At 63.5% G+C, this 12662-nt stretch carries 9 protein-coding genes and 2 pseudogenes; 3 read left to right on the top strand and 8 right to left on the bottom strand.

Annotated features, from left to right (window positions below):
- The first annotated feature begins 637 nt into the window (after window positions 1–637).
- Window positions 638–1588 (top strand): patatin-like phospholipase family protein, encoded by a 951-nt coding sequence (locus tag AC1RWI_RS05350; protein WP_492865002.1) that lies wholly within the window; start codon window positions 638–640, stop codon window positions 1586–1588.
- An 80-nt stretch (window positions 1589–1668) separates the two neighbouring features.
- On the opposite strand, the gene AC1RWI_RS05345 is transcribed toward AC1RWI_RS05350, so the two are convergent.
- The 5 genes from AC1RWI_RS05345 to AC1RWI_RS05325 form a co-directional block, all read right to left on the bottom strand.
- Window positions 1669–2355 (bottom strand): C40 family peptidase, encoded by a 687-nt coding sequence (locus AC1RWI_RS05345; RefSeq protein ID WP_043347549.1) that lies wholly within the window; start codon window positions 2353–2355, stop codon window positions 1669–1671.
- Between the two features lie 286 nt (window positions 2356–2641).
- The gene (locus tag AC1RWI_RS05340) at window positions 2642–4324 is read right to left on the bottom strand and encodes an ABC transporter ATP-binding protein (protein ID WP_052494800.1); all 1683 of its coding nucleotides are present in this window, start codon (window positions 4322–4324) and stop codon (window positions 2642–2644) included.
- A gap of 59 nt (window positions 4325–4383) precedes the next feature.
- Window positions 4384–5511 (bottom strand): ABC transporter permease, encoded by a 1128-nt coding sequence (locus AC1RWI_RS05335; RefSeq protein ID WP_043347552.1) that lies wholly within the window; start codon window positions 5509–5511, stop codon window positions 4384–4386.
- The gene (locus tag AC1RWI_RS05330; RefSeq protein ID WP_043347554.1) at window positions 5508–6560 is read right to left on the bottom strand and encodes a microcin C ABC transporter permease YejB; all 1053 of its coding nucleotides are present in this window, start codon (window positions 6558–6560) and stop codon (window positions 5508–5510) included. Before AC1RWI_RS05330 ends, AC1RWI_RS05335 begins: the two co-directional genes overlap by 4 nt.
- Window positions 6561–6578: 18 nt before the next feature.
- Window positions 6579–8459, bottom strand: coding sequence for an extracellular solute-binding protein (locus tag AC1RWI_RS05325; protein ID WP_043352064.1), 1881 nt, complete (start codon window positions 8457–8459; stop codon window positions 6579–6581).
- A gap of 238 nt (window positions 8460–8697) precedes the next feature.
- On the opposite strand from AC1RWI_RS05325, the gene fabI reads away from it, so the two are divergent.
- Window positions 8698–9486 (top strand): enoyl-ACP reductase FabI, encoded by a 789-nt coding sequence (gene fabI / locus AC1RWI_RS05320; RefSeq protein WP_043347558.1) that lies wholly within the window; start codon window positions 8698–8700, stop codon window positions 9484–9486.
- Window positions 9487–9592: 106 nt separating this feature from the next.
- Here fabI and AC1RWI_RS05315 read toward each other — a convergent pair whose 3' ends face one another.
- Window positions 9593–10480: an alpha/beta hydrolase gene (locus tag AC1RWI_RS05315; protein WP_052494623.1), complete on the bottom strand. Its 888-nt coding sequence runs from the start codon at window positions 10478–10480 to the stop codon at window positions 9593–9595.
- A gap of 449 nt (window positions 10481–10929) precedes the next feature.
- On the opposite strand from AC1RWI_RS05315, the pseudogene AC1RWI_RS05310 reads away from it, so the two are divergent.
- Window positions 10930–11245 (top strand): annotated as a pseudogene (locus tag AC1RWI_RS05310) (transposase domain-containing protein); the annotation flags it as partial.
- Window positions 11246–11264: 19 nt separating this feature from the next.
- Here AC1RWI_RS05310 and AC1RWI_RS05305 read toward each other — a convergent pair.
- Window positions 11265–11728: pseudogene (locus AC1RWI_RS05305) on the bottom strand (IS5 family transposase); the annotation flags it as partial.
- A 468-nt stretch (window positions 11729–12196) separates the two neighbouring features.
- Window positions 12197–12616: a hypothetical protein gene (locus tag AC1RWI_RS05300; RefSeq protein WP_492864998.1), complete on the bottom strand. Its 420-nt coding sequence runs from the start codon at window positions 12614–12616 to the stop codon at window positions 12197–12199.
- Window positions 12617–12662 lie beyond the last annotated feature (46 nt).

Raw genomic sequence — 12662 nt, 5'->3', positions numbered from 1 at the left:
AACCTCACTCTCTTACTTCATGTGCTCCTAACCAGCGAGCGCTTGACGGCGGTGGGCTCTTGCGAGCGCTAGCCTCCGTCCCAAAGAACGTAGCGCCGATCCATATGGACCGGATGAAATGCTATGTTGCGCCTGCACAACAAACCGCATTGTACAAACGCCCACACCCTCCATAGAGCGTGTGTTTACCGAGAACTCGCCCAAAGGCGAGCGTCCCCGCCTTTGGGCAATGGCTGGACATTCATCCAGCAAAAAGCAAACTGCGACTCGGGCCGGTATTCTGGCCTTCATCACAACATCTGGACTCCCCCCACCTTACGGCCAGGTTCGTCAAAGCAAGAAATGGTTGAGATTGACGGGTCAGCCTAAGCCTTCCCGCGTCCCAACAAAGGTCGATGCTCCTAACGTTGGAGCTACCCGGACACGAAGTGCGTGTCGCACGGATCGCCACATTATAGCAAGCAGGGCGTGGCATCCCGCCCCACCCGGCGCCGGGGTGCCCGGCCGCGCGGAATCATTTATGCTCTGCCCGGTCTGAATGCTGTCGCGCTGGGCGCGTAGCTAGCGCGGACGGCACATTCCCGCCGTCGCGACGCTGGCCGCGCCTAATGCGCCACTTCCCTTCCCTCGGTTATCCATGCAACGACGCAATTTCCTTGGCGCCGGCGCGGCAGCACTGCTGGCGGCCTGCTCCTTTGGCCCCAAGCCGGGCACCCTCTCCGCCACGCCGGAAACACCGGCCGCGCCGACCCTGGTGCCTGTGGTGCCACCCCGCCCGATCAGGATCGGCCTGGCGCTAGGCGGCGGCGCCGCGCGCGGCTTCGCCCATATCGGCGTGATCAAGGCGCTGGAGGCGCAAGGCATCCACACGGACCTCGTCACCGGCACCAGCGCTGGCGCGGTGGTCGCGGCGCTCTACGCGTCTGGCATGAGCGGCTTCCAGCTCAACAAGCTGGCGCTGACGATGGACGAAGCTGCCATCGCCGACTGGGCCCTGCCCTTCGGCACCCGCTTCGGCGGCTGGCTCAAGGGCGAGGCGCTGCAGAACTATGTGAACAAGCTGATCGCCAATCGCCCCATCGAGTCCATGAAGCTGCCGCTGGGCATCGTCGCCACCGATCTCAAGACGGGCCAGGGCATCCTGTTCCGGCGCGGCAACACAGGCCAGGCGGTGCGCGCGTCGAGTAGCGTGCCGGGGGTGTTCCAGCCGGTCTCGATCCAGGGACACGACTATGTGGACGGCGGCCTGGTCGAGCCCGTGCCGGTGGACTCCGCGCGCACCATGGGCGCGGACTTCGTGATTGCCGTGAATATCTCCGCCGAGCCTTCCAGCCAGAAAAGCAATGGCCAGAGCGGGGTATTGCTGCAGACCACCGCCATCATGGGGCAGTCGATCAGCAAGATGGCGCTGGCGCGGGCCGACATCGTGATCCGCCCCGACCTGCCGGACATGGGCGGCAGCGACTTCAACTCACGCAACCGTGCCATCCTGGCCGGCGAGCAAGCCGCCGCCGCCGTCATGGCGAGCCTGCGCGACAAGCTCGCCCAGGCGCGGCTGCGGCCCGCCGGCACCGTAGCCGCGCAGTAGGGAGCCGGCAGCACCAACGAAAAAAGGACTGCGTGGCAGTCCTTTTTCCTTGACTGGCGCGGACCACGTCCGCGCGCCGGTCAGCCGCCGTAGAGCGGGCGGTTCACTGCATTCGGATCGAAACGCTTCAGGGTCTCGACCATATTGCCAAGGTTGTTGGCGCTGCCGCTGTCCTGCGGCGCGTCGTCGATACGGCGCGCACCGTTATAGCGCGTCACCCAATACGAGGCACGCATGTCGTCAACGCGGATCTTGCTGCCGGTGGACGGTGCGTGCACGAACTTGTTGTCGCCGATATAGATGCCAACGTGCGAGAAGGTGTGGCGCATGGTGTTGAAGAACACCAGATCGCCGGGGCGCAGGTCGTTGGATGCCACGGTGGTGCCGACCTGGCTCATCTCGACCGAGCGGCGCGGCAGCACGAAGCCAAAGGTGTCATTGAACACGTAGCGAACGAAGCCGCTGCAGTCCAGGCCCGATTCGGGGCTGTTGCCTCCGAAGCGGTAGCGCACGCCAATCAGCCCGAGGGCATTCATGACCAGGTCGCCGGCCTTGCTGGCCACATGGCTGGTGGAACTCATGACCGAAGAGAGCAAGCCACGCTTGCCTTCCGGATGGGGGTCCGCACTCAGTTCGGTACGTGCATCGATACGAGCATCGGGATCCTTGAAGACCGTGTCAGCCAGCACTCCATTCGATAGAGTGGCACCGCAGGCAATGGCAATTCCTACGGCGCCGCGCGCCAGGGAATGAAGCATTCGCTGCATTGGTTCTCCTGATGAATCGTTCTTGACCGGCCCCGGGAAAACGCACCGGGCGGGCTTGAAATCAATGGGATGACTCGCACGCAAAAAGCGGACCAAGTGATGCAAACCACTCGCCACACGCATAAGCGACGCGCGAACCACCCCCGAAAATAGTTCTCGCCGGATGGTATAAGGTTGTCATCCACATGTCAAAGTTCGTTACAAAATTCAAATAAAACGCTTTGCAATCAAGGCTATACGACGAAAGTCGCAGATGCTTTCTCGGTTTGATTATGTCAACCGCGAGTCAATCGGGTGACACCCTGAGTGCGCCTGCACCAATTTGCGGCAGTGTCGGATCGCTCGCACCAATTTCTGCCGCGATCATCAGCTTGCGGGTGTATGCGTGCTGCGGAGCACCCAGGACGGTCTCGGTATCGCCCGCCTCGACCACCTCGCCGGACTTCATCACGATGACGCGGTGCGCCATGGCGCGGATCACCGCGAGGTCGTGGCTGATGAAGAGATAGCTCAGGTTGTACTTGCGCTGCAACTGCGTCAGGAGCGCCAGCACCTGCTGCTGAATGGACACATCGAGTGCCGATGTGGGTTCGTCGAGCACCAGCACCTGTGGCTTGAGGATCAGGACGCGGGCAATGGCGACGCGCTGGCGCTGGCCGCCGGAGAACTCGTGCGGATACCGCCCCAGGGCGGTGCGGTCCATGCCAACCTCTCGCAGCGCCTCGGTGACGCGCTGGCGCATGGCATCACGCGACAAGCCAGGCTGGTGCAGGGCAAGGCCCTCCCCCACGATCTGCTCGATGGTCATGCGCGGAGACAACGAGCCGAACGGGTCCTGGAACACCACCTGCAGGCGCGAGCGCAAGGTGCTGCGCTCGCGCCGGGAGACCTCGTCCAGGCTCTTGCCCAGGAACTGGATATCCCCGGCGCTGCGGCGCTGCAAGTTCAGCACGGCATGGGCCAACGTGGTCTTGCCGGAGCCCGACTCGCCCACGATGCCGATAGTCTCGCCCTCGCGCAGCGAGAAATTCACGTCCTTGACGGCGGCAAACTGGTCGCGGCCAAACCATCCTGCCAGGCCACGGCGCTTGCGCGCATAGTTCACGCACAAGCCGCGCGCCTCCAGCAACACGGGAGCTAGCGGCACCAGCGGCAGCACCTCGCGCCGCGGCCGGCTGTCGATCAGCTTGCGGGTATAGGGATGCTGGGGCGCCGCGAATACCGAGGCGGTCTCGCCAACCTCAACCAGCACGCCCTTCTCCATCACCCCCACTCGCTGGGCGAAGGCCCGGACCAGGTTGAGGTCGTGCGTGATCAACATCACGGCCATGCCGAACTCCGCCTGCAGGTCGCGCAGTAACTCCAGAATCTGCACCCGGATGGTGACGTCCAGCGCCGTGGTGGGCTCGTCGGCCAGCAGCAGCTTGGGCCGGCAGGCAAGCGCCATGGCGATCATGGCGCGCTGGCGCTGGCCGCCCGAAAGCTGGTGGGGAAAGCTGTCGAAACGGTGCGCCGCGTCGCTGATGCCCGTACGCTCGAGCAGCGCGATGGCGCGCTCACGCGCCGCGCGGCGGTCCAGGCCCTCATGCAACGCCAGCGTCTCCACGATCTGGTTGCCGATCGTGTAGAGCGGGTTGAGCGCGGTCATCGGCTCCTGGAAGATCATGGCAATGTCAGCGCCGCGGATGCCACGCATCTCGCGCTCCGACACCTTGAGCAGGTCGCGCCCCTCGAAGCGCACCGAGCCCTGGTAACGCGCATCGTCCACCAGGCGCAGCATGGCCAGCGCCGTGACAGTCTTGCCCGAGCCTGACTCGCCCACCAGCGCGAAGCGCTCGCCGGCACGCAGGTCGAAGCTGACATCGCGCACCGCCCGGGTGGCATCCTCACCATGACCGAAAGTGACTGACAAGCGTTCGATGCACATCAGCGGGCCGCCGGCATCCCCCTTGGCTTGCACGGGTTGCATTGGATCGTTGGCGCTGGCTTGCGTGGCCAGTGTGACCTGCGTGGCTTGTTGCATTGCGCTCATGACGCCGCCTCGGCCGCGGGAGAACCCTCTGGCGCCTTCGGCTCGACACGGCCGCGCAGCTGGGCCAGGCCCAGGCGCGTATCAAAGGCGTCGCGCAGCGCATCGCCCATGAACGTCAGCAGCAGCAGCGTCACCACTAGTACGGCAAAGGTCGACAGGGAGATCCACCAGGCATCGAGGTTGGCCTTGCCTTGCGCCAGCAGCTCGCCCAGGCTCGGCGTGGTGGGTGGCACGCCAAGGCCGAGGAAGTCGAGGCTGGTCAGGGCCAGGATGGCCGCACTCATGCGAAATGGCAGGAAGGTGATGACCGGTGTCAGGCTGTTGGGCAGGATATGGCGCCACATGATCTGCACATTGGACAGTCCCAGCGCCCTCGCCGCCTTGACGTAGTCGAGCGAGCGGTTGCGATAGAACTCGGCGCGCACGTAGTCGGACAAGCCCATCCAGCCGAACAGCGAAAGCAGGATGATCAACAGCGCCAGGCTCGGCGTGAAAATGGACGCGAAGATGATCAGCAGGTAGAGCTCGGGCATCGAGCTCCAGATCTCAATGGCGCGCTGCGAGATCAGGTCGAAGCGCCCGCCGAAGAAACCCATCAGCGCGCCCGTCAAGGTGCCGATCACCACGCCGATCAACGTCAGCGCCAGGCTGAACAGCACCGAAACGCGGAACCCATAAAGCAGCCGCGCCAGCACATCGCGCCCGCGGTCATCGGTGCCCAGCCAGTTCTCCGCGGAAGGCGGCGCCGGATTTGGCTCCTTGGAGAAATAGTTGATCGAGTCGTACGAGTACCGGTTGGGCGGGAAGATGGCGAAATTGCCGTTGCTGGTGATGCGGTCGCGGATAAACGGATCGAGATAGTCCGCCTTGGTGGGAAAGTCCCCGTCGAAGGTGCTCTCGGCATAGGTCTTGACGATGGGGAAATACCACTCGCCCTTGTACTTCACCACCAGCGGCCGATCGCTGGACAAGGTCTCGGCGACCATGCTCAGCAGGAAAATGGCGACGAAGAGGATCAGGCTCCAGTAGCCCAGGCGATTGCGGCGAAAGCGCTGCCAGGCGCGCTGGCGCGGCGACAGGGAATGCGGCAGCCCGTTGGGGAGCGCGCGCGAGCTGAATTTCATCGGTGCACCGCCTCGAAGTGGATGCGCGGGTCAACCATCACATAGCAAACGTCGGAGATCAGCCGCGTCACCAGGCCGATCAAGGTGAACAGGTAGAGCGTGCCCAGCACAACAGGATAATCCCGCCGCAGCACCGCCTCGTAGGACAGCAGGCCAAGCCCGTCGAGCGAAAACAGGGTTTCGATCAGCAGGGAGCCGGTGAAGAAAGCGCCGATGAAGGCAGCCGGGAAACCGGTCACGAGCGGAATCAGCGCGTTACGGAAGACGTGTTTCCAGAGCACGCGGCGCTCCGCCAGCCCCTTGGCGCGGGCGGTCAGGACGTACTGCTTGCGGATCTCCTCCAGGAACGCGTTCTTGGTCAGCATAGTGACGACCGCGAAGCTGCCCACCACCGAGGCGGTGATCGGCAGCACGAGGTGCCACAGGTAATCCATCACCTTGCCCATCAGCGTGAGCTGGTCCCAGTTGTCCGACGTGAGGCCGCGCAAGGGGAACCACTGCACGAAGGTGCCGCCTCCGAACAGCACCAACAGCAACACGCCCAGCACGAAGCCTGGAATGGCATAACCCACCAGCACCACCATGCTGGTCACGACATCGAAGCGGCTGCCCGCCCGGATCGCCTTGGATATGCCGAGCGGCACCGATATCAGGTAGGTCAGGAAGAACGTCCACAGGCCCAGGCTGACAGAGACCGGCATCTTCGACTTCACCAGCTCCCACACGCTGCGGTGCTGAAAATAGCTCTGCCCCAGATCAAACCGGGCGAAGCGCTTGAGCATCATGAAATAGCGCTCCAGCGGCGGCTTGTCGAAGCCGTACAAGGCCTGGATTTCCTTGATCTTGTCGGGGTCAACGCCGCGCCGGCCGCGATACTCCGCGCCGCCGCCGCTGGCCTCGCCGCCACCGCCACCTCGCCCCTTGAGCTCCAGCATCATTTGTTCGACCGGGCCTCCCGGCACGAACTGGATCACCGCAAACGTCAGCGTAATGACGCCGAGCAGGGTCGGGATCATCAACAGTACGCGCTTGAGCAGATAGGCGAGCATCTTGTTTCCTTGTCGCGCTTATTGAGCGGCTGGCTTGGCATCGGCACGCCACCAGTTGCTCAGGATCCAGCCTTCCGCCGTGTAGTAGTACGGCAGGCGCTGCGGATAGACCAGCTCTTTTCGGTATGCCACCCGATGCGACGCGCTATACCAGTTGGGCACAATGTAGTAGCCGTGCATCAGCACGCGGTCCAGCGCGCGCCCGGCATTGACCAGTTCTTCGCGAGTATGGGCGTGCAGGACATTGTCCACCAAGCGGTCGATCGCCGGCGATTTCAGGCCAAACAGATTGTCCGAGCCGGGCGTGCCCGCCGCCTCGCTGTTGAAGCGGTCGCGCAGCTCGTTGCCCGGGCTCTGCGAATCCGGGAAACGGATCGACACCATGTCAAAGTCGAAGTCTTCCAGCCGCTTCTGGTACAGCGCGAAATCGGTGGTGCGCTGGTTCACCTCGATGCCCAGCTTCTCCAGGTTGCGCACGTAGGTGGTGATGACGCGGCTCATGGCCCCGCCGTCGTCCAGGAACTCGAAGACAAAGGGCTCGCCCTTGGCATTGCGCAGTGCACCATCCTCGAAGGTCCAGCCGGCCTGGGCCAGCAGCCGGCGCGCATCGCGCAGGTTGTCGCGCAGCGAACGCGGCGGATTGGTGGTGGGCATCGCCACGATGGGGCCAAATACCTCGGGCGCCAGCTGCGCGCGCAGCGGCTCCAGCAGTTCCAGCTCGCCGGGGCCGGGACGGCCGTCGAACGTGGCGCTGGCGGCCAGCTCACTGTTGGAGAACCAGCTATCGAGGCGGCGATACGCGCCATAGAACAGCTGGCGATTGAGCCACTCGAAATCCAGCGCCAGGATCAGGGCCTGCCGCACCCGCACGTCCTGGAACATCGGCTTGCGCATATTCATGACGAAGCCCTGCATGCCGGCTCCGTTGCGGTGCGGAAAATCGGTCTTGATCAGTTCGCCGTTGGAAAAGCGCTTGCCCTCATAACTCTTAGCCCAGCTCTTGGCCTTGTACTCGACGATCGCATCGAACTCGCCAGCCTTGAAGGCTTCGAGCTTGGCTGTCTCGTCCTTGTACAGGCGATAGACCACCCGGTCGAAGTTGAACGTGCCGCGGCGCACCGCCAGGTCCTTGCCCCAGTACGACGGATCGCGCTTGAAGGTGATGCCGCGTCCGGCATCGTAGCGCTCGATCAGGTAGGGCCCACTGGCCACCGGATCCTCGAAGGTCAGCTTGTCGAACGACACCGTGGCGGTCCATTTCCTGGAGAAGACCGGCAAGGAGCCAACGATCAGCGGCAGCTCGATGTTGCGCTGCCTGAAATCGAACCGTACCGTGCGCGAATCCACCACCGTGACGGCTTTCACGTCGGTGCACATGCTGCGGTAGCCAGGGCTGGATGCCTTGCTCATCAGCATGTCGTAGGAGTATTTGACGTCGCTGGCCAGCACAGGATCGCCGTTGCTGAAGCGCGCCTGCGGCCGGATGTGGAAGGTAACGGACAGTTCGTCCGGCGCCACGGTCACGTCGTCCGCCAGCAAGCCATAGGCGCTGGCGGTTTCATCGCTACTGGCAATCAACAGCGACTCGAACATCAGCGTGTTCACGCCCGGGGCGGAGGTACCCTTGAGCGTGAACGGGTTGAACTTGTCGAAGCTGGTGCGGCGGTCCGGGTTGGCGAGCGTCAGCGTGCCGCCGCGTGGCGCGTCCGGGTTGGCGTAGTCGAAATGGGTGAAATCGGCGGGATACTTGAGGCCGCCATACTGTGCGAAGCCATGGGCGGCTCCAGCCGACAAGGGAAAACCCGCGGTACACAGGGCTACGAATCCACAGCCCAGCGCCGCAAATGTGCGGAAGCGCTGCCATGCCGCCTGAAGCGGTCTACGTGCGCGAATATGCATCCGGTTTGGGTCCTCCACCTGAATCGGATCGTCCGCAGCCTTCGGCGGCGCGGTCAAGTTATGAGACAATTTTACATGGGTTCGGCCGGCATCCAGCCATCCGGACATTCCAGTATGCGGCACCGCTGTTTTGCCGGTCGTCAGCCTGCTGCAAAGCAGCCGCCGCGCGGTGCGCGCCGCAGCCCGGACGCCGTTGCACGAAACGTGCCCGTCCACCTCGAACATCATTGGAGAAGTTATGGGATTTCTCGCAGGTAAGCGAATCCTGATCACCGGCTTGCTGTCCAATCGCTCGATCGCCTACGGCATCGCAACCGCCTGCAAGCGCGAAGGCGCCGAGCTAGCCTTCACCTATGTCGGCGAACGGTTCAAGGACCGCATCAACGACTTTGCCAAGGAATTCGGCAGCAGCCTGGTATTCGAATGCGACGTTGGCGACGACGAACAGATTGCCGCCACCTTCGCCGGGCTCGGCCAGAGCTGGGACAAGCTCGATGGCCTGGTGCACTCGATCGGCTTCGCGCCGCGCGAGGCCATCGCTGGCGACTTCCTGGAAGGTCTTTCGCGCGAGTCCTTCCGTGTGGCGCACGACATCTCGGCCTACAGCTTCCCCGCTCTGGCCAAGGCCGCCTTGCCCATGCTGTCTGACAAGGCCTCGCTGCTGACGCTGACCTACCTCGGCGCGCAGCGCGTGGTCCCGAACTACAACACCATGGGCCTGGCCAAGGCATCGCTGGAAGCCAGCGTGCGCTACCTGGCCGCTTCGGTGGGCCCGCGCGGCATTCGTGCCAACGGCATTTCCGCAGGCCCGATCAAGACCCTGGCCGCTTCCGGCATCAAGGGCTTCGGCAAGCTGCTGGGCCACATCGAGGAGGCAGCGCCGCTGCGCCGCAATGTGACCATCGACGAGGTTGGCAACGTGGCCGCCTTCCTGCTGTCGGACCTGTCCAGCGGCGTGACCGGCGAGATCACCTACGTGGACGCCGGCTTCAATACCGTAGGCGCGAGCCTGCCCGAAGAAGCGTAATACCGGCGCGGCCGCCTCTCACGGCGGCCATCGCTAAAAAGGGGCGTGCGGCTTTGGCCGACGCCCCTTTTTCGTGCCCCCCCCGGCGGCACGGCGTGCGCGCGGCCTATTCGGCGCCCTCCCCGGCCAGTCGGCCCGAGCGCAGATAGGCGACGATAGGCGCCCAGAACGCTTCCTGGCGCTCCGACTGGATCGCCGCATCGTGCGGCAGCGCCGACAGCGCCACCAGCCGGCGAGGACCGCAGGCCGCGCGCTCCAGCCGCTCGGCATGCGCGAAGGGAATCACCTCGTCCGCGCGGCTGTGCACAAGCAGCAGCGGCAGCCTTGATTTTCGCAATTGATCCTCGTTGTCCCACGGCTCGGGAAGCAGCCTGGCTATCCACTCCGGCACCCGCCCGGTCAGCACCGCCGCCTCGCGTGCGGACGTGAAGCCAGCGGCAATCACCAGGCCAGCGGGCGCCGGGCGCAAGGCGGAGATCACATCCAGCAGCACCCCGGAACCCAGCGAAAAACCCATCACATAGCGCCGGCTGGCTCGCGGCGTCATGGCGAGGAACTGCCCATATGCGGCCAGGCCGTCCTCATGCAGGTTGACCACGCCGGGCTTGCCGCTGCTAGCGCCATAGCCGCTGTAGTCGAACACGCAGGACGAGATCCCGTCGCGGTAGAGCAGCGCCTGCGCGCTGGCCCAGTCCGACAAGTTTTCCTCGTCGCCGTGGTAGATCAGCAAGGCGGGGGCGTCGCCGCCCTGCGCCAGGACGCAGGAGGCGCGCAGCATGCGCGCGCCGCTGGCAAACGCGAACTGGCGCGATGCGACGCCCAGGCGATCCGGCGTCATCGCACCGGCCGCGCCGGCCGGCTTGGGCTCGAACGCATCCTCCTCGACCACCAGGAACAAGACATGGCGTGCAATGGCGGCCAGCATCAACAGGCACGCGCCACCGGCCAGCCAGTAACGCAGCTTCCTGCCCGCACCTGTGTTGAACTTCGCCATGGGAATAGCCTCGGGAAACGCGCCGAGCCAGAAAAAGCCACGGCAGCCCCGAAATATTAGACCGGACTGTCAGCCATAGGCAGCACCTCGCCTGAGTTCGCGATGCGACGATGGCCCCTCTGAGCGATGGGGAATGCTGGGGAATGCGGGAGAAAATGGTCCGCCCTACACGATTCGAACCGTTATATAGGGAAAAAGCGAGCCGACAACCGTGTGAGTGAGTGAAAACTCAATCGAATCAATCGGTTGCACACGGGGCTAGTATGCACTCAAATGCACGCTTGGGTCAACGCCCCATTGTGCGCCCGTAGGCATCTCACAACGTCAGCAAAATGGGCGCAGAACCCCTACTGCGCAGTGATTCGTTTCTTGTACAAAATCGATCAAGTGACATCGCCATCACACTAACCGCTAGCTGCTGCCTTACCACCTGCAACCTAACCCCGCCCAGGCACATCGTGGGGTGGGTAAGCTGTTCAATGCGAACGGACTTCATGCTCGATGCACGGGGGCAAGCTCTGTGCGCCCGCCTGCCTGGGCGCGGCAACGTGATCGCTTGCCATTCGGATCACAGCTCGCCGCAATACGTAAGCATTCGCTTCACAGCGTGTCTGGCCGAGGCGCGTATCGCCCCTCGGTGGGCAAGCAAGGGCGATTCCGCAACAATGCCCTAGCCGAGGCAATCAACGGACAATACAACGCAGAGTTAATCCCCGCCGCGCGCCTTGCAGCAAGGAACCCATTGACCTCGCCGCGCTCGAATGGGCCTGACTTAGAACTCATTTCAAAATGAACTTTCCTCACGCTGTAGGGTGCGCCAGCAAATGAGGCAACAGGCCAGCTTGAGGAAGCCTTCATGAATGTCGGCGCGACGCTCGAAACGGGTGCGCAGACGGCGGAATGCGTGAAGCCAGGCATGCGTGCGCTCGACAACCCAGCGGATCTTGCCGAGTCCACTGCCGTGGGGCTGGCCACGCCGCGCGATCGAAGTGGGGATGCCGGCAGCATGAAGCGGTCGACGGTACTTGTCGTGATCGTACGCACGGTCGGCGTAGTTCGGCCAGGCTTGCGCAAGGGGCGACCTCGGCAACCCCGGATAGCCGGAATCGCTTCGATCAAGGGCAAGAGCTGGGTTATGTCGTTGCGGTTCGCGCCGGTCAGGATGACCGCGATCGGCGTGCCGTTGGCATCGGTGGCGACGTGGTGCTTGGAACCGGGTCGCGCGCGATTGGTGGGGTTCGGGTCTCGTAAGTAGCCAGATGACGTACCAGCGGACCGCGGGTGTGCAACGAGGGATGGTCTTCCACAACGCCGCACCCGCGGGCGTATCGGTAAAACTGAACGACGACGCGCCACCGTACCTCAGCGTTGTGGCACGTCAACGCCCCCTGTCTAAATTGCGCGTGAAGTTCGTCTCGATACAATGCCAACGAGCTATCGTTTGCACCTTGAGGGAAATGGCGCCAGTCCAGCCCTTTTGAATCTAGCCAGTATGCAAACTGGCCGAGATGCCGAATACGGGCCCGGATGGTCGACGGACTGCGCGCATCTTTCCCGATGGCCCAATCATTGGCGAATGCCCACGGCTCTCCAGAGTGCCAGAGAATCTTCGGGAAAGCACACGTCGCCGGTCGCGATGTCGCACTCGAATCGTTAAGCACCGCCCCAAGAGCAGCTTGAGGCACAGAATTAGGCATGTCCTTCCCCTAATATTTCCTAGACGTTGTTGCCACACCGCGCCAAGCCTTCAGTTCGGCGCTTTTCCTCGCCCGTGACCGAGTGAACGGGAATACCGTCTGCTCGCACGCGAGCATTGCCCTCGTCAAGAGTCAACACTTCGCAGCCAAGCGCTTGCAGCGCCTGCGCGTTTGCCTCAGCGTCAGGTGTGTCATCCCAAAAGGTGTTGCGCCGCAGAGCATGGCCTTTCGTTCCAGTCACGAAGAGCCATCCGCCTTTGAGGCGGCACAAGAATGCTCCGTCAGCAGGTTCGGCGTGCAGGGAAGCGAAGGACGTCCCAGTCCCGGCACCAGTGATCTCACCGATCAGTACATCCACCCATAGAAAGAAGCGGTAGCCATCCTGCTCGCGTCTGCCAAATACCCGTCCGGCAAAGTAGACATCATTTGTCGCGCCCATGGTGCATCTCCGATGGTCCTCGTGCTAATCAAAAGCGTTCTCGCTT

The organism is Cupriavidus sp. MPR-AND1C (assembly GCF_058809705.1).
Note: the sequence above shows the minus strand (reverse complement) of the source record. Positions and strands in the feature narration are given on the sequence as shown.

What these genes read in the sequence shown, in the direction of transcription:
- AC1RWI_RS05330 (WP_043347554.1), bottom strand. Translation starts at nt 6,560, where the DNA reads ATGCTCGCCTATCTGCTCAAGCGCGTACTGTTGATGATCCCGACCCTG.
- AC1RWI_RS05325 (WP_043352064.1), bottom strand. Translation starts at nt 8,459, where the DNA reads ATGCATATTCGCGCACGTAGACCGCTTCAGGCGGCATGGCAGCGCTTC.
- AC1RWI_RS05350 (WP_492865002.1), top strand. Translation starts at nt 638, where the DNA reads ATGCAACGACGCAATTTCCTTGGCGCCGGCGCGGCAGCACTGCTGGCG.
- AC1RWI_RS05335 (WP_043347552.1), bottom strand. Translation starts at nt 5,511, where the DNA reads ATGAAATTCAGCTCGCGCGCGCTCCCCAACGGGCTGCCGCATTCCCTG.
- AC1RWI_RS05345 (WP_043347549.1), bottom strand. Translation starts at nt 2,355, where the DNA reads ATGCAGCGAATGCTTCATTCCCTGGCGCGCGGCGCCGTAGGAATTGCC.
- AC1RWI_RS05340 (WP_052494800.1), bottom strand. Translation starts at nt 4,324, where the DNA reads ATGCAACCCGTGCAAGCCAAGGGGGATGCCGGCGGCCCGCTGATGTGC.
- fabI (WP_043347558.1), top strand. Translation starts at nt 8,698, where the DNA reads ATGGGATTTCTCGCAGGTAAGCGAATCCTGATCACCGGCTTGCTGTCC.
- AC1RWI_RS05300 (WP_492864998.1), bottom strand. Translation starts at nt 12,616, where the DNA reads ATGGGCGCGACAAATGATGTCTACTTTGCCGGACGGGTATTTGGCAGA.
- AC1RWI_RS05315 (WP_052494623.1), bottom strand. Translation starts at nt 10,480, where the DNA reads ATGGCGAAGTTCAACACAGGTGCGGGCAGGAAGCTGCGTTACTGGCTG.